This is a genomic window from Constrictibacter sp. MBR-5 (assembly GCF_040549485.1).
Taxonomy (GTDB): domain Bacteria; phylum Pseudomonadota; class Alphaproteobacteria; order JAJUGE01; family JAJUGE01; genus Constrictibacter.
In genome coordinates this window covers 282,499-302,663 of the sequence record NZ_JBEPTK010000005.1, presented here as the reverse complement: position 1 = coordinate 302,663, position 20,165 = coordinate 282,499, and the positions used below count along the sequence as shown (strand labels likewise).

At 68.3% G+C, this 20,165-nt stretch carries 17 protein-coding genes; 12 read left to right on the top strand and 5 right to left on the bottom strand.

Translation table 11 applies throughout. The features are described from left to right. Positions 1 to 157: 157 nt before the first annotated feature. The 3 genes from dnaK to ABIE65_RS13640 all read left to right on the top strand — a co-directional run bounded on the left by dnaK (position 158) and on the right by ABIE65_RS13640 (position 3,919). Entirely contained in the window at positions 158 to 2,095 is a 1,938-nt protein-coding gene (gene dnaK / locus ABIE65_RS13650) for a molecular chaperone DnaK (protein ID WP_354078342.1), read from the top strand. A 118-nt stretch (positions 2,096 to 2,213) separates the two neighbouring features. Beyond that, positions 2,214 to 3,353, top strand: coding sequence for a molecular chaperone DnaJ (dnaJ, locus tag ABIE65_RS13645; RefSeq protein WP_354078340.1), 1,140 nt, complete (start codon positions 2,214 to 2,216; stop codon positions 3,351 to 3,353). A gap of 80 nt (positions 3,354 to 3,433) precedes the next feature. Further along, positions 3,434 to 3,919 (top strand): peptidoglycan-binding domain-containing protein, encoded by a 486-nt coding sequence (locus tag ABIE65_RS13640; RefSeq protein ID WP_354078339.1) that lies wholly within the window; start codon positions 3,434 to 3,436, stop codon positions 3,917 to 3,919. Between the two features lie 56 nt (positions 3,920 to 3,975). Here ABIE65_RS13640 and ABIE65_RS13635 read toward each other — a convergent pair whose 3' ends face one another. Next, complete coding sequence (locus tag ABIE65_RS13635; protein ID WP_354078338.1) at positions 3,976 to 4,788, bottom strand: CsbD family protein; 813 nt, start codon at positions 4,786 to 4,788, stop codon at positions 3,976 to 3,978. A gap of 142 nt (positions 4,789 to 4,930) precedes the next feature. Next, entirely contained in the window at positions 4,931 to 6,322 is a 1,392-nt protein-coding gene (locus ABIE65_RS13630; protein ID WP_354078337.1) for a sigma-54-dependent transcriptional regulator, read from the bottom strand. Positions 6,323 to 6,478: 156 nt separating this feature from the next. Here ABIE65_RS13630 and ABIE65_RS13625 point away from each other — a divergent pair, with 156 nt between their 5' ends. The 3 genes from ABIE65_RS13625 (at position 6,479) to ABIE65_RS13615 (ending at position 9,962) form a co-directional block, all read left to right on the top strand. Further along, complete coding sequence (locus ABIE65_RS13625; protein ID WP_354078336.1) at positions 6,479 to 7,651, top strand: isovaleryl-CoA dehydrogenase; 1,173 nt, start codon at positions 6,479 to 6,481, stop codon at positions 7,649 to 7,651. Between the two features lie 134 nt (positions 7,652 to 7,785). Further along, entirely contained in the window at positions 7,786 to 8,859 is a 1,074-nt protein-coding gene (locus tag ABIE65_RS13620; RefSeq protein WP_354078335.1) for an ABC transporter ATP-binding protein, read from the top strand. A 14-nt stretch (positions 8,860 to 8,873) separates the two neighbouring features. Beyond that, entirely contained in the window at positions 8,874 to 9,962 is a 1,089-nt protein-coding gene (locus ABIE65_RS13615; protein WP_354078334.1) for an ABC transporter ATP-binding protein, read from the top strand. 24 nt (positions 9,963 to 9,986) lie between these two features. On the opposite strand, the gene msrA is transcribed toward ABIE65_RS13615, so the two are convergent. Next, positions 9,987 to 10,646, bottom strand: coding sequence for a peptide-methionine (S)-S-oxide reductase MsrA (gene msrA, locus ABIE65_RS13610; protein ID WP_354078333.1), 660 nt, complete (start codon positions 10,644 to 10,646; stop codon positions 9,987 to 9,989). A gap of 242 nt (positions 10,647 to 10,888) precedes the next feature. On the opposite strand from msrA, the gene tkt reads away from it, so the two are divergent. From tkt to ABIE65_RS13595, 3 genes are all read left to right on the top strand, one after another. Then, positions 10,889 to 12,856, top strand: coding sequence for a transketolase (gene tkt / locus ABIE65_RS13605; RefSeq protein WP_354078332.1), 1,968 nt, complete (start codon positions 10,889 to 10,891; stop codon positions 12,854 to 12,856). Between the two features lie 69 nt (positions 12,857 to 12,925). After that, positions 12,926 to 13,936, top strand: coding sequence for a type I glyceraldehyde-3-phosphate dehydrogenase (gap, locus tag ABIE65_RS13600; protein ID WP_354078330.1), 1,011 nt, complete (start codon positions 12,926 to 12,928; stop codon positions 13,934 to 13,936). Between the two features lie 47 nt (positions 13,937 to 13,983). Continuing rightward, entirely contained in the window at positions 13,984 to 14,415 is a 432-nt protein-coding gene (locus tag ABIE65_RS13595; protein ID WP_354078329.1) for a hypothetical protein, read from the top strand. Positions 14,416 to 14,440: 25 nt separating this feature from the next. Here ABIE65_RS13595 and ABIE65_RS13590 read toward each other — a convergent pair whose 3' ends face one another. Further along, entirely contained in the window at positions 14,441 to 15,088 is a 648-nt protein-coding gene (locus tag ABIE65_RS13590; RefSeq protein ID WP_354078328.1) for an SH3 domain-containing protein, read from the bottom strand. 164 nt (positions 15,089 to 15,252) lie between these two features. On the opposite strand from ABIE65_RS13590, the gene ABIE65_RS13585 reads away from it, so the two are divergent. Both ABIE65_RS13585 and ABIE65_RS13580 read left to right on the top strand, forming a co-directional pair. Then, complete coding sequence (locus ABIE65_RS13585; protein WP_354078327.1) at positions 15,253 to 16,290, top strand: metal-dependent hydrolase; 1,038 nt, start codon at positions 15,253 to 15,255, stop codon at positions 16,288 to 16,290. A gap of 239 nt (positions 16,291 to 16,529) precedes the next feature. Then, positions 16,530 to 18,242 carry a methyl-accepting chemotaxis protein gene (locus ABIE65_RS13580; protein WP_354078326.1) on the top strand — a complete coding sequence of 571 codons (1,713 nt, stop codon included), beginning with the start codon at positions 16,530 to 16,532 and terminating at the stop codon, positions 18,240 to 18,242. Positions 18,243 to 18,266: 24 nt separating this feature from the next. Here ABIE65_RS13580 and ABIE65_RS13575 read toward each other — a convergent pair whose 3' ends face one another. After that, positions 18,267 to 19,529, bottom strand: a complete 1,263-nt coding sequence (locus tag ABIE65_RS13575; RefSeq protein WP_354078325.1) for a UbiH/UbiF/VisC/COQ6 family ubiquinone biosynthesis hydroxylase — start codon at positions 19,527 to 19,529, stop codon at positions 18,267 to 18,269. 259 nt (positions 19,530 to 19,788) lie between these two features. Between ABIE65_RS13575 and glnK the strand changes: the two genes are divergently transcribed. Then, a complete protein-coding gene (gene glnK / locus ABIE65_RS13570; RefSeq protein ID WP_354078323.1) occupies positions 19,789 to 20,127 on the top strand; it encodes a P-II family nitrogen regulator in 339 nt (112 codons plus the stop codon). Positions 20,128 to 20,165 lie beyond the last annotated feature (38 nt).

Here is a 20,165-nt window from a genome sequence, read left to right as displayed (position 1 = left end):
GGCCCCCGGTACCACCCCGGCCCCCGCCTTGTACGCTTTGGGAGCGTGCATATATACCCGGCATCGCTCAGGGCCGTTGCCCAATCGCCAACAGGGGTTTTCGGCAGCGCCTGTTCAGGGCTCCGCAAACCTGCTTCTAGAAATGAGGTAGTCGAGAATGGCCAAAGTCATCGGCATCGACCTCGGCACGACGAATTCGTGTGTCGCGGTCATGGAAGGCAAGGACGTCCGCGTCATCGAGAACAGTGAGGGCGCACGGACGACGCCGTCGATGGTGGCTTTCACGTCGGACGACGAACGTCTCGTCGGTCAGTCTGCCAAGCGCCAGGCGGTCACCAATCCGGAGCGCACGCTCTTCGCGATCAAGCGGCTGATCGGTCGCCGGTTCGACGATCCGGTGACGCAGAAGGACGCGGGCATGGTGCCCTACAAGATCGTCAAGTCGGACGGCGGCGACGCCTGGGTCGACGTGGGCGGCACCAAGTATGCGCCGAGCCAGATCAGCGCCTTCATCCTGCAGAAGATGAAGGAGACCGCGGAAGCGCATCTCGGCGAGACGGTGACGGACGCCGTCATTACCGTTCCGGCCTACTTCAACGACTCCCAGCGCCAGGCGACCAAGGACGCGGGCAAGATCGCGGGCCTGAACGTCCTGCGCATCATCAACGAGCCGACGGCGGCCGCCCTTGCCTATGGCCTCGACAAGAAGAATGCCGGCACGATCGCGGTCTACGACCTCGGCGGCGGCACCTTCGACATCTCCGTGCTGGAGATCGGTGACGGCGTGTTCGAGGTGAAGTCGACGAACGGCGACACCTTCCTCGGCGGTGAGGACTTCGACAAGAAGATCATCGACTACCTCGCCGACGAGTTCAAAAAGGAGCAGGGCATCGACCTGCGCGGCGACAAGCTCGCCCTTCAGCGCCTGAAGGAAGGTGCGGAGAAGGCGAAGATCGAGCTGTCTTCGACGACGCAGACCGAGATCAACCTGCCGTTCATCACGGCGGACCAGTCCGGCCCGAAGCACCTGAACATCAAGCTGACCCGCGCCAAGCTCGAGGCGCTGGTCGACGACCTGATCCAGCGGACGATCGGCCCCTGTAAGGCGGCCCTGAAGGACGCGGGCCTGTCCGCCGGCCAGATCGACGAGGTGGTTCTCGTCGGCGGCATGACGCGCATGCCGAAGGTCATCGAGGCGGTGAAGCAGTTCTTCGGCCGTGAGCCGCACCGCGGCGTCAACCCGGACGAGGTCGTCGCCATCGGCGCCGCGATCCAGGGCGGCGTGCTGAAGGGCGAGGTCAAGGACGTCCTGCTGCTCGACGTGACCCCGCTGTCGCTGGGCATCGAGACGCTGGGCGGCGTGTTCACCCGCCTGATCGAGCGCAACACGACGATCCCGACGCGCAAGAGCCAGACCTTCTCGACCGCCGAGGACAACCAGACGGCCGTGACCATCCGCGTCTTCCAGGGCGAGCGGGAGATGGCGGCGGACAACAAGATGCTCGGCCAGTTCGACCTGGTCGGACTGCCGTCGGCGCCGCGCGGCGTGCCGCAGATCGAGGTCACCTTCGACATCGACGCGAACGGCATCGTCAATGTGTCGGCCAAGGACAAGGCGACCGGCAAGGAGCAGGCGATCCGCATCCAGGCCTCGGGTGGCCTGAGCGACGCCGAGATCGAGAAGATGGTCAAGGACGCCGAGGCGCACGCCGAGGAGGACAAGACTAGGCGCGAACTGGCGGAGGCCCGCAACCAGGCGGAAGCCCTCTACCACTCGACCGAGCGCAACCTCGCCGAGTATGGCGACAAGGTTCCGCCGGCCGAGAAGAGCGCCATCGAGGATGCGATGAACGCCCTGAAGGCCGTGAAGGAAGGCGACGACCTCGCCGAGATCAAGGCCAAGACCGATGCGCTCGCGCAGGCGTCCATGAAGCTCGGCGAGGCCATGTACAAGGCCCAGCAGGAGCAGGCGGGCGGTGACGGCGGTGCCGGTCCCGACGCGGGCGGCCCGGCCGGCGGTACCTCGGGCGACGATCGGGTGGTCGACGCCGAGTTCGAGGAAGTCGACGACGACAAGAAGAAGCGCTCCGCCTGAGCGGCGCGCATGTCGACCGACCCCTCGGGGTCATCCTAGCCCGCTTTGACCCCGGCCGGCGCTCCAGCGCCAGCCGGGGTCGTTGCGAGCGGGTCGAGACAGCTTGGTGACACGGCGCATGGCGAAGCGTGACTATTACGAGATTCTCGGCGTACCGCGGAGCGCTGACGCCGAGACGCTCAAGAAGAGCTACCGCAAGCTCGCGATGAAGTGGCACCCGGACCGCAATCCGGGCGACGAGAAGGCGGAGCAGACCTTCAAGGACATCAGCGAAGCCTACGAGGTCCTGAAGGATCCCGAGAAGCGGGCGCTATACGACCGCATGGGACCCGAGGCCTTCGCGCAGGCCGCCTCCGGCGGCGGCGGACCGCGCGGCGGCTTCGACTTCGGTTTCGGCTCCAGCTTCGCCGACATCTTCGACGAGATGTTCGGCGAGATGCGTGGCGGGCGTCGGGCTCAGGGCGTCCAGCGTGGCGCCGACCTGCGCTACAACATGACGATCACGCTGGAGGACACGTTCAAGGGCCGGCAGGCGACCATCAAGGTCCCGACCTCGGTCAGCTGCGACGCGTGCGACGGCAGCGGTGCCGAAGGCGGTGCCGCCCCCGTCACCTGCCCGACCTGCAACGGCCAGGGCCGGGTGCGCGCCCAGCAGGGCTTCTTCACGATCGAGCGCACCTGCTCCACCTGCCACGGTACCGGCCAGATCATCCAGAATCCCTGCAGCGTCTGCAGCGGCACCGGCCGCGCGCGGCGCGAAAAGACCCTGCAGGTCAACATCCCGGCAGGCGTCGAGGACGGCACGCGCATCCGCCTGTCCGGCGAGGGCGAGGCCGGCTTGCGCGGCGGTCCGCCGGGCGACCTCTACATCTTCCTGACCATCGCGGCGCACCGGGTGTTCCAGCGCGACGGCGCCAACATCTACTGCCGCGTGCCGATCCCCATGGTCACCGCCGCACTGGGCGGCTCGATCGAGGTGCCGACACTCGAGGGATCGCGCGCCAAGGTCTCCATCTCGCCCGGGACGCAGACCGGTCAGCAGTTCCGCCTGCGCGGCAAGGGCATGCCTATTCTGAACAGCCGCTCCGTCGGGGACATGTATGTCGAGGCGATCGTCGAGACGCCCCGCAACCTGACGAAGAAGCAGCAGGAACTTCTCCGCGAGTTCGATGCGGTCGGCAGCGGCAACGGGAACAGTCCCGAGTCGGAGGGGTTCTTCGCAAAGGTCAAGGAATTGTGGGACGACCTGCGCGAGTAGCATGCCGGTGACGCGACATCGTCATCCGGTGTGAAGCCCGTCACAGCCCCCTTTCCCTGACCGGACTACTGCTGGTTCGGTTGCGCAGCCGGCTGTCGGCTGCGGCCGCCTCGGGAGGGATCAAGATGGCGCTGTATCAAATCAGGATGGGCAATGCGGCGAAGCCGGTCGGCCTCGTCTGCACGATGCTGGTCGGGCTCGCACTGTCGGGCGCAGCGTCGGCGCAGAGCCGCTCGGCGCAAGAAGTCGTCGAACACGGGGCCAAGGTATCCCGGCCGATCGGTGGCGACACCAACCCCCTGGCGACCATGGTGACGGGCAAACCGACGCCCCCGGCGGCCGGCATGTCGTCGAGCGGCCAGCACCGCAGCGGAATGGGCGCTTCGATGAGCCGCGCCGATGTCCGCGATCTGCAGCGGGCCCTGAACAAGGACGGCGCGGGATTGAAGGTCGACGGCGCGATGGGCCCGCGAACCCGCGAGGCCCTGATGGCCTTCCAGTCGCGCAACGACCTGCCGGTGAGCGGTCACCTCGACAGCGACACGCGCATGAAGCTCGGCATGTAGACGCGAAAGGCCCCCGCCGCGGCAGCGACGGGGGCCTCTTGCATTTCGCGAGCCGTCTACCCGCGCAGCTGCTGCTGCCAGGCGACCACCTGCTCGTGGGCACGCTCGTTCGACAGATTGTAGCGATCCTGAAGCACGGTCAGGAGCATCGACCGCTCGCCCCGGATCCGCTCCACGTCGTAGCCCGTCAGCTGCGGCCAGCGCCGCCGGATCTCCTCGCTCAGCCGCGGCCAGTCGCTACTCGCCATGCGGTCCCAGCTCGTCGCCCACCAGGGCTCCTGAGCACCGATGGGTGCACCGTCATACCGGGGGCCGTCGGCGCGGGGTCCATCGTACCGCTCCGACATCCGCGTATAGGTGTGCTGCGGGCCGGACGGCGCGGGCGCCAGCGTGATCGGCGACTGGGAATCGCGGTCGTTGGCCATGCTGCTCCGCATATGCTCCATCGCATCGCGGCGCCCGGCCTCGTATCCGCGGTCGTATTCGTATTGGCCGTGTTTCTGCCACTGTGCCCAGAGCGCGGGATCGCGCACTGCGTCGGGCGGCGCCGTCTCGCCGCGCATCAGTCCGCCGACGGTCTGCCGCTCGATCATACCGTCCGCCGAACCCGTCCGGCCGCCGGAGGACGACAGCGAGGCCGCCGGAGCTTCGTAGGCCGGCGCGCCGTAGCGAGAAGAACTGTAGGGCGCTGTGGGTGCCGGCATCGTGCCCGACGTTCCGGCGGAATAGGTGCCGGAATCGTACGGCGCGGCCCCGTAGCCGCCGCCGTAACCGGTCGTCGACTGCGCAGCAGCGGGTGCCGCGAAACCCAGTGCTGCGGCGAGTACCGTACCGACGAGTAGATTGCCACGACCTGTCCTGACGTTCATCGCCAAACCTCCATCACTGGGCGCGACAACGCACGCCCATGTCGACGGAGCAAACTCCTTTGGCAGATCGAAGTTCCGGGCATCCTGCAGCGAGGTGACGGGCGTCACGAGTACTGAAATGACGACCGGGACGGCCCGGGCGTCAGGCGACCTGCTCTTCCCAGCGCGACAATTTCCGGTAGATGGTCGAGGGGCTGACTTCGAGCAGCGCGGCGGCGCGAGGAATGTTGCCGCCGGCCGCCTGGACAGCGGCCTCGATCGCCTCGCGCTCGACGACGGCGAGGGGCCGGATGCCGCCGGGGGTGTCCGTGTGCGGCTGGCCGGCCGGCTGGCGATGGACCGTGACGGTTGGCGCGCTCCTGAGCAGCAGGTCGGGCAGCATGTCGCGCTCGACGACCGCGCCCTCGTTGAGCACGACGATGTTGCGCAGCACGTTCTGCAACTGCCGGACGTTGCCCGGCCAGTCGTAGGTCATCAGCAGAGCCTCCACGTCGGGAGCGAAGCCCTGGAACGCTTTGCCCTCCTCGGCGGCAAACGACGCGAGGAAATGGTTGGCGAGGTCGAGCACGTCCCGCTCGCGGTCGCGCAGCGGCGGCATGTGCAGCGGGATGACGTGCAGCCGGTAATAGAGATCCTCACGGAAGTGGCCCGCTTCGACCTCGTGCAGCGGATCGCGGTTCGTCGCGCAGATGAAGCGCACGTCGACCTGGCGCATCTCGGTGCCGCCAACCTTCATGAAGCTGCCGAGCTGGACGAAACGCAGCAGCTTGACCTGCAGGTCGAGCGGCATCTCGCAGACTTCGTCCAGGAAGAGCGTGCCGCCGTCGGCGCGCGCCGCGGCACCCTCGCGATCGCCGATGGCGCCGGTGAAGGCGCCCTTCACATGGCCGAAGATCTCGCTTTCCATCAGCTCCTTCGGGATCGCCGCGCAGTTGATGGCCACAAACGGCGCATCCCGGCGCGGGCTCTTCTGATGGATCGCCTCGGCACAGACCTCCTTGCCGGTGCCACTCTCGCCGGTGATGAAGATCGTCGCCTTGCTCGCCGACGCGGCATCGATGGTGCGGTAGACCGCCTGCATCGACAGGGACGATCCGACGAAGCCGGCGTAGGAGCGGCGGTCGATCTCCGTGCGGTAGGTCTCGACGATCCGGGTGAGATGCTGGCGCTCCAGTACATTGCGGAGCGTGTAGATCAAACGCTCGGCTGTGAACGGCTTCACGAGGAAGTCGACCGCGCCCTCGCGCATCGCCTCCACGGCCGTGTTGACCGAGCCGTTGGCCGTGATGACGACGACCCCGGGAGCGCCAGGCTTGCCATGGAGCTGCTTCAGGATCTCCAGCCCGTTCATGTCCGGAAGCTGCAGGTCGAGCACCAGCGCGTCGGGGTAGCCACGCTCGAGACTCGCCATCGCGGCCTTGCCGGTCTCGACATGCTCGACGTGATAGGGCTCTCCCTGCAGGTAGGCGCGATAGGCGCGCGCCAGCGGCGGGGTGTCCTCGACCAGCAGGATGCTCGGCTTTTTGCGTGACATCGGTCAGAAAAACCGCAGTGCGCTACGGGTTCAGCGGCTTAAGCTATACGGACAAAGGGGACCAAATCGTTAACGCTCTCGCCGCGCGCCACCCGGGCGCATGGCCGGCGGGCGCGATCGGCGCTAGATTCGGGCCAACGACGCGCGGAGACGCCGATGCTGCCGAACGCCCTGCCCTCCCTCGACTTCGCACTCGGCGAGACCGCCGACATGCTGCGCGAGAGCGTCGCCGCCTTCGCCGCCGACGAACTGTCGCCGCGGGCCGCGGACATCGATCGCGAGAACGAGTTTCCGGCCGACCTGTGGCGCAAGCTCGGCGCGCTTGGCGTGCTCGGCGTGACGGTGGAGGAGGAGTTCGGCGGCGCCGGCATGGGCTACACCGAGCATCTGGTGGCCATGGAAGAGATCAGCCGCGCCTCGGCATCGGTCGGCCTGTCCTACGGCGCGCACTCCAACCTCTGCGTCAACCAGATCCGCCGCACCGGCACGGTCGAGCAGAAGCGCCGCTACCTGCCGAAGCTGATCGCCGGCGAGCATGTCGGTGCCCTGGCCATGTCCGAGCCCGGCGCGGGGTCGGACGTGGTCGGCATGCGCCTGCGCGCCGACCGCCGCGGCGACAGCTATGTGCTGAACGGCAACAAGATGTGGATCACCAACGGGCCGAACGCGGACGTCCTGGTCGTCTACGCCAAGACCACGCCCGATGCCGCCGCACGCGGCATCACCGCCTTCATCGTCGAGAAGGGCTTCAAGGGGTTCTCCACGGCCCAGAAGCTCGACAAGCTCGGCATGCGCGGCTCGAACACCTGCGAACTGATCTTCCAGGACTGCGAGATCCCAGCGGAGAACGTGCTCGGCAGCGTCGACCAGGGCGTACGTGTGCTGATGAGCGGCCTCGACTATGAGCGGCTGGTCCTGTCAGGCGGACCGCTGGGCATCATGCAGGCGTGCATGGACGTGGTGGTCCCCTACCTGCACGAGCGGCGGCAGTTCGGCCAGGCGATCGGTGAATTCCAGATCATGCAAGCGAAGCTCGCCGACATGTACGTCACGCTGAACGCCGCCAAGGCATACGCCTATGCGGTGGCAAAGGCTTGCGACCGGGGCGACACGACCCGCAAGGACGCCGCCGGCGTGATCCTCTACACGGCCGAGAGGGCGACGTGGATGGCGCTGGAGGCGATCCAGTGCCTGGGCGGCAACGGCTACATCAACGACTATCCCACCGGCCGCCTGCTCCGAGACGCCAAGCTCTACGAGATCGGCGCCGGCACGTCGGAGATCCGCCGCTGGCTGATCGGGCGGGAGCTGTTCGAACAGACCGGCTAAGGGCCACCTCCCCGCCGCACTGCACATTCTGCGGGCATTCGGGCTGCACATCCCGATTCCAGTCCCGCCGTCTCTGCCGCAACCGCAGGCAATCTGCTCCTGGCACGTCGTTTGCTGCGATGCACCGAGTTCGGATGACACGAACACGGGAGCTGGATCTGGTGGACGAAACGCGGCCCGACGTGGGCGGACCGAAGCAGCCGCTGCTGCTGGTGCAGGATCTGCGAAAATACTTCGTGGTGAAGGGGCGAAACGCCGGCTTCAAGAAGTCGCCGCCCGTGCGCGCCGTGGACGGCATCTCCTTCTCGGTCGCCAAGGGCGAGACCCTGGGCGTGGTCGGCGAATCCGGCTGCGGCAAGTCGACGATGGCACGGCTGCTCATCCGTCTGATCGAACCGGACGAAGGCGACGTCATCATCGACGGCCAGAAGGTGGCCAGCGAGGACGGCATCTCGGTGCGCGAAATGCGCAGCCAGGTGCAGATGGTCTTCCAGGACAGTTATGCGTCGCTGAACCCGCGCCTGCCGATCGAGGAATCGGTGGCGTTTGGTGCGATCAGCGACGGCGTGCCGCGCAAGGAGGCGATGGCCCGCGCGATCTCGCTGCTCGACAAGGTCGGCCTCGACCCGCGCCTGTTCGTCCACCGCTACCCGCACGAACTCTCCGGCGGGCAGCGCCAGCGCGTGAACATCGCGCGGGCGCTGGCACTGCAGCCGCGCCTGCTGATCCTCGACGAGGCGGTGTCGGCGCTCGACAAGTCGGTCGAGGCGCAGGTGATGAACCTGCTGAGCGACCTGAAGAGTCAGTTCGACCTGACCTATGTCTTCATCAGCCACGACCTGAACGTCGTCCGCTTCATCAGCGACAAGGTCATGGTGATGTATCTGGGCGAGATCGTGGAAATCGGCGAAGCCGACGAGGTCTACGAGAACCCGAAGCATCCCTATACCCAGGCTCTGCTGCTGGCGCAGCCGGCGATGGACCCCGCCGAGCGGCGCAAGAAGGCGCCGCTGACCGGCGACCCGCCGAATCCGATCGCGCCGCCGCCCGGCTGCCGCTTCCACACGCGCTGCGTCTTCGCCGAGGGCGTATGCAGCCAAGTCGTGCCGAAGCTGACCACCACGGGCGGCCCCGGCTTCCATGAAGCCGCCTGCCACATGGTCATTCCCGGTTCCGGCCACTCCCAAGCCGCCGCTGCCGCCGCCTGAAACGAAGGTCAGCCATGACAGCCGCCGCCATCAAAGCCACCGCACCGGTCGACGCAGCCGCCCAGGCACCCGTCCCGGCACCGGCGACCGACCCGATCCTCTCGGTCCGCGACCTGCACGTTAAGTTCGTCACCCGCGACCGGACCGTCCACGCCGTGAACGGGGTGTCGTTCGACCTCGCCCGCGGCGAGGTGCTCGGCATCCTGGGCGAGTCGGGATCGGGCAAGAGCGTCACCCTGCGCTCGATCCAACGCCTGCTGCCCGAGCGGCGCACGGTGATGTCGGGCTCGATCATGCTGGAGGGCGAAGACGTCCTGCAGATGTCGTCGCGGCAGGTGACGGGCATCCGCGGCTCCAAGGTCTCCATGATCTTCCAGGAGCCGGCGACGGCGTTCGACCCCGTCTACACGGTCGGCCACCAGATCTGCGAGACGATCGTCCATCACGAGGGCATCTCGTGGAAGCAGGCGGAGGCGCGCGCGCTCGAGCTGCTCGAACTGGTGCGCATCCCCTCCGCACAGACGCGCCTGCGCGCCTATCCGCACGAGATGTCGGGCGGCATGCGCCAGCGCGCCATGATCGCGCTGGCCCTCGCCTGCCGGCCGAAGCTGCTGCTCGCCGACGAACCGACCACGGCGCTGGACGCCACCGTGCAGATCCAGGTCCTGCTGCTCCTGGCGCAGCTCCAGGAGGAGCTGGGCCTGAGCATCATCTTCGTGACGCACGACGTGGGCGTCGCAGTCGAGGTGTCCTCGCGCCTAGCGGTGATGTATGGCGGTCAGGTGGTCGAGACCGGGCTGCTGGAGGATGTCGTCCGCAAACCGGCGCACCCCTACACGCGCGGCCTGCTCGCCTCGACGATCCACGGCTCGATGCGGGGAACGCGGCTGGAAGCCATTCCCGGGTCGCCGCCGAACCTGACCAACGCCCCGACCGCCTGCACCTTCGCGCCGCGCTGCCCGCTCGTCATCGACGGCTGCCTGCAGGGGGTGCCGGCGCTGCGGGAGGTCGGCGGCTCGCGGCTCGCGCGGTGCATCCGGACGGAGACCGTCGTCGACCTTCCGCCACCGGGGATGGCGGCCAAGGAGGCCACCCCCGCCTAGCAGGTTCGCGGCGGATGCCGCGGGTCAGGCTGGGCTGGCGGCGACGCCGACGGGGCAGCTGACGCCCGTGCCGCCGAGGCCGCAGTAGCCGCCCGGAACCTTCGCCAGATACTGCTGGTGATAGTCCTCGGCGTAGTAGAACTCGGGTGCGTCGACGATCTCGGTGGTGATCTTGCCGTAGCCGGCCTTGGTCAGCGCCTGCTGGAACCGGTCGCGGCTCGCCTCGGCCGCCCGGCGCTGCTCCGGCGACGTCGCATAGATTCCCGAGCGATACTGCGTACCGACGTCGTTGCCCTGGCGCATGCCCTGGGTCGGATTGTGCGATTCCCAGAAGACGGCGAGCAGCTGGTCGTAGCTGATCTTGCCGGGGTCGAACACGACCCGCACGACCTCGTTGTGGCCGGTCATGCCGCTGCAGACCTCCTCATAGGTCGGGTTCGGGGTGATGCCGCCGGCGTAGCCGACCGACGTCGAATGGACGCCCGGCGCCTCCCAGAACTTGCGCTCCGCGCCCCAGAAGCAGCCGAGGCCGAAAAGCGCCAGTTCCATGCCTTCGGGAAACGGCGGCTCCAGTCGCGTGCCGAGAACGAAGTGCGCGGGCGGCACCGGCATGCGGGTGCTGCGTCCCGGCAGGGCCGTCTCCGGCGTCGGCATCTCGATGTTCTTGCGCTTGAGCATCCACATGACCATGCCTCCTTGGCTCGTCGTGGACCACATATGCGCCCGGACCGCCGTCCAGGCAAACATCGGCCGAAAAATCGGGCGAAACGGCGTTGACGCACGCGCCTTCGCGAGGGATTGTGCGCCTCCTTTTCAGGTACCGGGCCAGCATGCGTGCATACCCGGACAACAGAGGCCCAGCATACGCGATGGATGTCGCCAAGCGCCCCGCAGCCGGCACCCCCGGCTCCGTCACGCAGCGCGACATGGCAAATGCCATCCGCGCTCTCGCCATGGATGCGGTCGAGAAGGCCAAGTCCGGCCACCCCGGCATGCCGATGGGAATGGCGGACGTCGCCACGGTTCTGTTCACCCAGTTCCTGAAGTACGACCCGACCGATCCGCACTGGCCCGACCGCGACCGCTTCGTGCTGTCGGCCGGCCACGGCTCGATGCTGCTCTATGCCCTGCTCTACCTGACGGGCTACGGCTCGGTCGGCATCGACGACATCAAGAATTTCCGGCAGCTGAAGAGCCGCACGCCCGGCCATCCGGAGATCGGTCACACCGACGGCGTCGAGACCACCACTGGGCCGCTGGGCCAGGGCTTCGCCAACGCGGTCGGCATGGCGCTCGCCGAGCGCATGCTGGCGGCCCGCTTCGGCGCCGAGATCGTCGACCACTTCACCTACGTGATCGCGGGCGACGGCTGCCTGATGGAGGGCATCAGCCAGGAGGCGGCTGCACTGGCCGGCCATCTGCGCCTGTCGCGCCTGGTCGTGCTGTGGGACGACAACGCCATCTCGATCGACGGCCCGACGTCGCTGACCATGAGCGACGACCAGCCGGCGCGCTTCCGGGCGCTCGGCTGGCACGTCCAGGAGGTCGACGGCCATGATCCCGACGCGGTTGCGGCCGCCATCCGTGCGGCACAGGCATCCCCCCTGCCCTCGCTGATCGGCTGCAAGACGACCATCGCCTACGGCGCGCCGAAGAAGGCTGGCACGGCCGCCTCGCATGGCTCGCCACTGGGCGCCGAGGAGATCGCCGGCGCCCGCGAGAAGCTCGGCTGGCCGCACGGCCCGTTCGAGGTGCCGGAGGCCATCCTGTCGGCATGGCGCGACGCCGGCCGACGCGGCAGCGCCGAGCGCGCCGCATGGGCGGAGCGCCGGGCCGTCCTGCCGGCCGACGTGCGCGAGACGCTCGACCGCACGATGGCGGGCAAGCTGCCCGCGAGCTTCGACGCGGCCTTCGGCGACCTGAAGCGCAAGCTCGTCGAGGAGGCACCGAAGCTCGCGACGCGCCAGTCCTCGCAGAAGGTGCTGGAGGCGCTGGTCCCGGCCATCCCGGAACTGATCGGCGGGTCGGCCGACCTGACCGGGTCCAACCTGACCCAGACCAAGGCGATGCAGCCGGTCACGGCGGACGACTATTCCGGCCGCTACATCTATTACGGCGTGCGCGAGCACGGCATGGGTGCGGCGATGAACGGCATCGCACTGCACGGCGGCCTGATCCCCTACGGCGGCACCTTCCTGGTGTTCAGCGATTATTGCCGGCCGGCGATCCGCCTGTCGGCGCTGATGAAGGCGCGCGTCATCTGGGTCATGACGCACGATTCGATCGGCCTGGGTGAGGACGGCCCGACGCACCAGCCGATCGAGCACCTGGCCAGCTTGCGCGCCATCCCGAACCTGCTGGTGATGCGTCCGGCCGATGCGGTGGAGACGGCCGAATGCTGGGCGCTGGCGCTGCAGTCGGCCGACCGGCCGTCGCTCCTGGCGCTCACCCGCCAGGGCCTGCCGGCGCTGCGCAAGACCTACGAAGACGAGAACCGCTGCGCCCGCGGTGCCTATCGGATGGCGGAAGCCGAAGGCGGCGCGGCGCAGGTGACGCTGTTCGCCACCGGCTCCGAGGTCGCCATCGCGATGGCGGCGCGCGACGCGCTGCAGGCCGACGGCATCGCCACCACGGTGGTCTCCGTGCCGTGCTGGAAGCTGTTCGACACGCAGCCCCAGGACTATCGCGACGAGATCCTGGCGAAGGGCACCACCCGCATCGCCGTCGAGGCCGGCAGCCCCTTCGGCTGGGAGCGCTTCGTCGGGTCCGATGGAACGATCGTCGGCATCGAGACGTTCGGCGAGTCCGGTCCGGGTGATGAACTCTACGAGCATTTCGGCCTGACGCCCGAGGCGGTGGCGAAAACCGCCCGGGCGCGCCTAAATAAGAGCTAACGCCTGCATCGGGGCGGACGCATCCCGCGCGTCCGCCCGGTCAATGGATCTGCATATCGGAGGACGGAAATGGCGGTACGGGTTGCGATCAACGGCTTCGGACGCATCGGGCGGCTCGTGCTGCGCGCGGCACTGGAATCCGGCCGCAGCGATGTGGAGTTCGTGGCGATCAACGATCTCGGCTCGACCGAGGACAACGCGCACCTGTTCAAGTACGATTCGGTGCACGGTCGCTATCCGAACGACGTGACGGTTTCGGACGGCGCCATCGACTTCGGCAGGGGCAAGGTGAAGATCCTCGCCGAACGCGATCCGTCGAAGCTCCCCTGGAAGAGCCTCGACGTCGACATGGTGTTCGAGTGCACCGGCCGCTTCACCGAAAAGCCGGAGGCCAAGGTCCATCTCGATGCCGGCGCGAAGCGCGTTCTCGTCTCCGCCCCGTCCAAGGGTGCCGACCTGACCGTCGTCTACGGCGTCAACCACGACAAGCTCTCCAAGGAGCATCTCGTCGTCTCCAACGCGTCCTGCACGACCAACTGCCTGGCGCCGGTCGCGCACGTGCTCAACGAGGCCTTCGGCATCGAGCGCGGCTACATGACGACGATCCACGCCTATACCGGCGACCAGCGCCTGCAGGACACGCTGCACTCCGACCGTCGCCGGGCACGCGCCGCGGCGCTGTCGCTGATCCCGACCTCCACCGGTGCGGCGCGTGCCGTCGGCGAGGTCCTGCCCGACCTGAAGGGCAAGATCGACGGAACGTCGGTGCGGGTGCCCGTGGCCAACGTCTCCCTGATCGACTTCAAGTTCGTGCCGAAGAAGGACGTCAGCGTCGCGGCGATCAACGAGGCCATGAAGAAGGCCTCGGAGAACGGCAGCCTGCGCGGCATCCTCGGCTACAACGAGGAGGAACTCGTCTCCTGCGACTTCAACCACTCGCCGTTCAGCTCGACCTTCGACGCCACCCAGACCCAGGTGATCGACGGCAAGCTCGTGCGCGTGCTGTCCTGGTATGACAACGAGTGGGGCTTCTCGAGCCGCATGTGCGATACCGCCGTGGCCTTCGCCAAGACCATCTGACTCCGACCGGGCCGGCCATAGCCGGCCCGACCGAGATCGGGGAGCCCATGGGCCGCCCGACGATCATCGTCCAGAACCGGATCGAAGCCTGCGCCGCCGCGGCAGCCGCCTCGGCGGCGCAGCTGCGTCTGGACATCCGGAGTGCCGCGTGGGTCGCCGATGCCTACGGGCCGATGGTTTTCGCCGCGATGATGGAGGCCGCGCGCCGGGCCTACCCGGACGCGGAGGTCCGCGGAATACTCGACTGCGGCGACAGCGCGGGAATGGCGATGGCTGCATTCAGGCACGGGCTCGACGTCCGGGTCGCCGTAGCCGATCCGGTGCGTACGAAGCTGAGGCAGATGGCCGAACGCTCGGGACGGGAGGTGGTGACAGGCGAAGGTCCCCTTCTCGACCTCCGCGGCGAGCCGGACCCCGTCGCCGCCTGCAGCCGCTGGGTCGCCACCCTCGCCAGCGGCCGCGCGCAGCATCGGCGCTGACGCCAACCGCGAACGGCAGCCCCGCCTACCTGCAGGCCTCGAACAGGTCTGGATCCGGCCCCTGCAAGGAGCAGAGAATACCGCCCCACTGGTAGCCCTCGCGCTCGCCGCGATAGCGGATGCGCAGCCAGGGATAGCCGTCCTCGGCGACGGCGGTCCTCTCCAGCAGCACGATCCGCTCGTCCTCCGACAGCGAATCCACCCGCTCGTACTGCCGGCCCGGGCCGCTGCGCACGATGCCGCCCCATGAGCCGGCTGCGCGGGGAAACGCGCCCGCCGTCTCGCCCGGTTCGGCTTCGCTCCGCTTTCCAACGGCTCCGGCGCCGCCCGTGTCCGGCTTGCAGGCGGCTTCGGCGCGCATCGACTTTTCCATCCAGGCGTCGCCGCTGGTGTACTCCTGGAGGAAGGTCGTCACGTCGCCGGTGTAGGTGCGCGCCAGGAAGTCGAGGGCGTCGCGGCGCAGGCCGTTGCGTACGTGCTGCTCGGCGAGGCAGGCGCAGAAGGTTGGTGCGCCGGCGGGATCAACTTCCGGGTCGTTGCCCTCCATGTAGTAGCCGACGCAGGCGCGATCGAAGTCGGCGCTGGCGGACGGTGCCGCGAGGGCGTCCGCTCCGGCGGCGAAACCGGCGGCAAGGCTGGTGGCGACCGCCACCGTGCGAAGCATGGTCGTCACGATGATCCTCCGGTGGAGCGCGGAGAAGAACAGAGCGGACGACCGATGTCGAGCGGCCGGCCGACGCCGCGTCGGCGGCCGATTCATGTTGCCAATCAACAGGGAACCGCTCATGTCGCTCCGGAGCCTTGGCGCCCCTCCCCCTCTGCGATGGTCCGACCGACATGGATTCCGTCACCCAGATGCTCTTCGGCGCCACGGTCGCCCAGGCCGGCTTTCGGCGCACCCTCGGCCGCAAGGCGCTCGTCGCCGGTGCCGCGATCGGCATCGTCCCCGACCTCGACGTGGTCGTGGGCTGGGTCGCCGGACCGTTTGCCAGTTGGGAGCACCATCGTGGCCTCACCCATTCGATCTTCTTCGGGCCGCTGGCGGGGCCGCTGATCGGCTGGGGACTGTGGCGCCTGCATCGCCGGCTCACCCGCGACAGGGCGGATGTCCTGGACGGCGAGACGCTGCGTGCGTGGATCTGGCTATCCGTCCTGGCATTGATCACGCACCCTCTGATCGACCTCTTCACCAGCTACGGCACCCAGCTTCTGTGGCCGCTGACGACGACGCGCTTCGCGGTGGATGCACTGCCCATCATCGATCCGGTCTATTCGGCGGCGCTATTGGCGGCGCTCATCTTCGGCGCCCTGGCGCGGTCGAAGGCGAGGCTGGCGCAGGACGCCGCGGCGGCCGTCCTGATCGCCATTGCCGGCTACACGCTCGCCGGCTGGGCGATCAACGAGAGGGTCGAGCGGGTCGCAGCGGCCGATTTCGGAAGACCGGCAGCCGTGAACGCCTATCCGCTGCTCTTCCAGCCCTACTATCGGCGCGTCGTCGCCGTAACGCCGGAGGCGACGCACGTCGGCTACTATTCGATCCTGAACCCCAAGCGCGTCGCGTGGCACGCGTATCCGCGCGAGGACGAGCCGTCGATCGCGCTGGTGCGGGACACGCCAGAAGCCGCGCTGTTCGACTGGTTCTCCATGGGGCACGTGCTGTGGCGCGCCGTGCCGACACCGGACGGCGGCATGCGCGTCGAGGCCACCGATCTGCGCTACGGCCTGCCGGGCGAGACCGATCGTGGCTTTTGGGGGATCACCGCCGGGGTCGGTGCCGACAACCGCCTGTCGGGGCAGGTGGAGGTGTTTCGCCTGCCGCGGAACGCCACGGGGGCGGCCCTACGACGGTTCTGGGCCGACATGACCGGCTGGTAGTCGACCGTCCGGGGGCGCCGGACGCGCATTCCCGGAGGCTACGCCGGCCTGTGGATTTCGATCGCCGTATCGATAAGTTGTCGACGCGAGACATTATGTCTCTCCGGCACCGATCCGGAAGCGACCTGTATTTACGGTTGATTAGACGCGGCTGACCTAGAAGAGCGGTCAGAGCATGGTGCCGCTGCACACGAACGGCACGCCGGCTCGCCGAACCATACTGCAGAGAGATCGCCGCCGTGATCAGGCTCTCCGATTATCGAATCGCTACGAAGATGCTGGCCATCGTATCCCTTTCGGGGCTGGCGACGATCACCGTCGCCGGCGTCGGCATCAGCGCCATGAGCAAGATGAACGAAATCGACCACGCGATGGAGCGCGCGGGGATCGACATGGAAAACGCCATGGGCCTCTCCGTGAACATGCTGGCGATCAACGGGGCCAAGTACCGTGTCGCGGCGACGGCGTCGGCCGCGGAACTCGCGGACGTCGAGAAGGCGGTGGCGGCGGAGCGCGCGCTCTTCGATCGGCGGCTCAAGCTGATTGCCGGCGATGCCGACGACGAGCAGCGGAAGATCATCGATCGCGTCGCGGATTACTGGGGAAAATACTCCCAGGAGATCGACGAGACGCTGGCGGTTGCCCGAAAGCTCGGCGGCGACGTCACCATCGGCGAGACGCAGCGCAAGATCATCGACGCCATGAAGGTGAGCGACGTCGAAGCCAAGGCGCTGCGGCAGGCCGTGAATGACTATGTCGGCCTGACCGAACACGCGGCCAAGACGCTCGCCGAGGAGGCGGATCGCACCTACGAGCGGATCCGGCTCGTGCTTCTGCTGGTTTCGGGCATCGGGGTCGCCCTCGGCATCGTTCTCGGCTTCCTCATTTCGCGCTACGGTGTGGTGGCGCCGCTGCAGCGTATCGTGGCCTGTTTGCGCAGCCTCGCCGAGGGCAACCTCCAGACGGAGATCTACGGGACCGGCCGCCGGGACGAGATCGGGTCGGTCGCGGCGACCATGGAGGTCTTCAAGACCAACATGATCCGCAACCGGGAGATGGAGGCCGAGGCCGCCGCACAGCAGGTGCGCGCGCGCCAGGAGCAGCGCCAAGCCCTCAACCACATGGCCGATACCCTGGAGCAGAATGTCGGCGCCGTGGTGGCGACCATCCGCTCGGCCGCGACGGAACTGGAGGCCGCGGCGCACACGCTCTCGCGTTCGCTGGAGGAAGCGACGGTCCAGTCGGAGACGGTCGCCAACGCATCGACGGAAGCCTCCTCGAACGTGGAGGCCGTGGCCGCCGCATGCGAGGAACTGGCCGCATCGGTCCACGAGATCGGACAACAGGTCGCGGCCTCCGCCCAGTTCGCCGACTGCGCCGTGGCGAGTGCGACGCGCACCGGCGAGACGGTTTCCGAACTGAGCAAGGCGGCCGAACGCATCGGCGAGGTGGTGGGTCTCATCAATGCCATCGCCAGCCAGACGAACCTGCTCGCGCTCAACGCCACGATCGAGGCGGCACGCGCCGGCGAGGCCGGCCGCGGCTTCGCGGTCGTCGCCACCGAGGTGAAGGCGCTTGCGACGCAGACCGCCAAGGCGACCGAGGACATTACCGCCCAGATCCAGTCGGTGCAGCGCGGCACCGCCGACACCTCGGTCGCGATCACGGAGATCACCCGGATCATCGCCGACAACCGCGAAGCCTCGACGGGGATCGCCTCCGCGGTCGAGCAGCAGAACGTCGCCACCCAGGAGATCGCGCGCAATGTCCAGCACGCGAGCACCGGCACCAGCGCCGTCTCCCACGCGATCGTCCAGGTGTCGCAGGCAGCCGCCGAGGGTGGCAGTGCATCGGTGCAGGTCCTGTCGAGCGCACAGGAACTCGCGCGGACCGCGGTCATCCTGAGCGACGAGGTGGACCGCTTCCTCGGGCACGTCCGCTCGGCGGCCTGACGGCGGCCGAGCGACACCCTGGCTTTAGAGCGGCTCGCCGCGCGCGAGCCGCGGCAGGATGCCGACCGTGCCCATGGCGTGCCGCATGAACAGGCGGCGCAGGGGCGGCAGCCGGTTCACCGCCCCGAGCCCCAGGTCGCGCGCCCAGCGCAGGGGCGCGACATCGTTGGAGAACAACCGGTTGAGGCCGTCGGTGACGGCGACGAGGGTCAGCGAATCGAACCGGCGCCAGCGCTCGTAACGCTGGAGCACCGCTTCGCTGCCGATGTCGAGGCCGAGCCGGCGCGCCTCCACCACCACCTCGGCCAGGGCGGCAACATCGCGCACACCGAGGTTCAGCCCCTGCCCGGCGATCGGATGGATGGCGTGCGCGGCATCGCCCGCCAGTGCCAGGCGCGGCGCCACGTATCGGGCGGCGTTGAGGACGGACAGCGGGTAGGACCAGCGCGGTCCGACGGCCCGGACCGCCCCGTAGAAGTCGCCGAAGCGCCGGCGCAGTTCGGCATCGAACGCCGCCTGATCCAGACCGAGCAGGCGGGGCGCGAGGTCGGCACGCTCGCTCCAGACGATGGACGACCGATGCAGCCCGCCGTCCGGTCCCGCCTCACCGGGCTCGGCATCCCGCATCGGCAGGATGGCAAAGGGCCCCGACGGCAGGAACCGCTCGTGCGCGACGCCGCGGTGCGGCCGCTCGTGCTGTGCCACGCAGACGATCGCCGTCTGCCGATAGGACCATTCTGACACGACGATGCCGGCGTCGCGCCGGAGCCTGGAATTCCGGCCGTCCGCCGCGACGACCAGCGGCGCCGTGAGCGTACGCCCACCGGCGAGGTAGACACGCGCCGCGGCGCCGTCCCGCTCGACCGAGGCGACCGCCGCCGGCGCCAGCAGCGCGACGCCGTCCGCCGCGCCGAGATGATCGAACACCGCCTGCCGCAGACGCCGGTTCTCGACGATGTAGCCCAGCGGCAGGTCCCCGACCTCGGTATGGTCGTAGTGCAGGAACAGCGGCGACCCTCCGTCGGACACCCGGATGTCCAGGATCGGCTCGGCATGCTCGACGAGCGCCGGCCAGATGCCCGACCCTTCGAGGATGCGCATCGACCCGTGCGCGATCGCCGAGGTCCGGCCGTCGAAGGCCGCATCGGTGAGTGTCGCCGGCGCCTCGCGGTCGACCACCGCCACCCGCAGCCCTGCCCTGCCGAGGGCAGCGGCCAGGCACCCGCCGACCATTCCCGCACCGACCACGATGACGTCGAACCGGTCGCGATCACCATGCACTGACATGTTACTGCCCACATTTTCCGTCCGGCACAGCGGCCGTCGCGAAGTCTAGGGCTTCACGACCCCGTGTCGAGCCCGCCGAGGCGCATGCCCAAACAGGCATCATCTGATTATTTTTCGGTCTTCTGCCGTCTTTTCACGCATCAGCCCTGCCGCATCGGCCGACAATGGGATGATCGCGCGCCTGCCGTGGCTCCGGCATGGTTCTTGAGTGACCGATGGCGGACCGTCGCCGGGCGGCACGACCGAAAGGAAGGAGCCCATGAAGTTCGTCGTAGCGATCATAAAGCCGTTCAAACTCGACGAGGTGCGCGAAGCGCTGACCTCGATCGGGGTTCAGGGTCTCACCGCCACGGAGGTCAAGGGGTTCGGCCGCCAGAAGGGCCAGACCGAGATCTACCGCGGTGCGGAATACACCGTCAGCTTCCTGCCCAAGGTCAAGATCGAGGTCGCCGTCGCCGACGATCAGGTCGAGAAGGTGGTGGAAGCCGTCCAACGGACCGCCCACACGGGCCGGATCGGCGATGGAAAGATCTTCGTCCTGGATCTGATCCAGGCGGTGCGGATCCGCACCGGCGAGACCGACGCCGAAGCTCTCTGAACCCGAGACATACTCAACAAAGACCTACCGGATAAGGG

Excerpts from the sequence above, each read along its gene's own strand:
- tkt (WP_354078332.1), top strand. The coding sequence starts at position 10,889 with ATGGCAAATGCCATCCGCGCTCTCGCCATGGATGCGGTCGAGAAGGCC.
- ABIE65_RS13630 (WP_354078337.1), bottom strand. The coding sequence starts at position 6,322 with ATGTCACGCAAAAAGCCGAGCATCCTGCTGGTCGAGGACACCCCGCCG.
- ABIE65_RS13615 (WP_354078334.1), top strand. The coding sequence starts at position 8,874 with ATGACAGCCGCCGCCATCAAAGCCACCGCACCGGTCGACGCAGCCGCC.
- ABIE65_RS13585 (WP_354078327.1), top strand. The coding sequence starts at position 15,253 with ATGGATTCCGTCACCCAGATGCTCTTCGGCGCCACGGTCGCCCAGGCC.
- dnaJ (WP_354078340.1), top strand. The coding sequence starts at position 2,214 with ATGGCGAAGCGTGACTATTACGAGATTCTCGGCGTACCGCGGAGCGCT.
- ABIE65_RS13625 (WP_354078336.1), top strand. The coding sequence starts at position 6,479 with ATGCTGCCGAACGCCCTGCCCTCCCTCGACTTCGCACTCGGCGAGACC.
- gap (WP_354078330.1), top strand. The coding sequence starts at position 12,926 with ATGGCGGTACGGGTTGCGATCAACGGCTTCGGACGCATCGGGCGGCTC.
- dnaK (WP_354078342.1), top strand. The coding sequence starts at position 158 with ATGGCCAAAGTCATCGGCATCGACCTCGGCACGACGAATTCGTGTGTC.
- glnK (WP_354078323.1), top strand. The coding sequence starts at position 19,789 with ATGAAGTTCGTCGTAGCGATCATAAAGCCGTTCAAACTCGACGAGGTG.
- ABIE65_RS13575 (WP_354078325.1), bottom strand. The coding sequence starts at position 19,529 with ATGTCAGTGCATGGTGATCGCGACCGGTTCGACGTCATCGTGGTCGGT.
- msrA (WP_354078333.1), bottom strand. The coding sequence starts at position 10,646 with ATGTGGATGCTCAAGCGCAAGAACATCGAGATGCCGACGCCGGAGACG.
- ABIE65_RS13595 (WP_354078329.1), top strand. The coding sequence starts at position 13,984 with ATGGGCCGCCCGACGATCATCGTCCAGAACCGGATCGAAGCCTGCGCC.
- ABIE65_RS13620 (WP_354078335.1), top strand. The coding sequence starts at position 7,786 with ATGACACGAACACGGGAGCTGGATCTGGTGGACGAAACGCGGCCCGAC.
- ABIE65_RS13635 (WP_354078338.1), bottom strand. The coding sequence starts at position 4,788 with ATGAACGTCAGGACAGGTCGTGGCAATCTACTCGTCGGTACGGTACTC.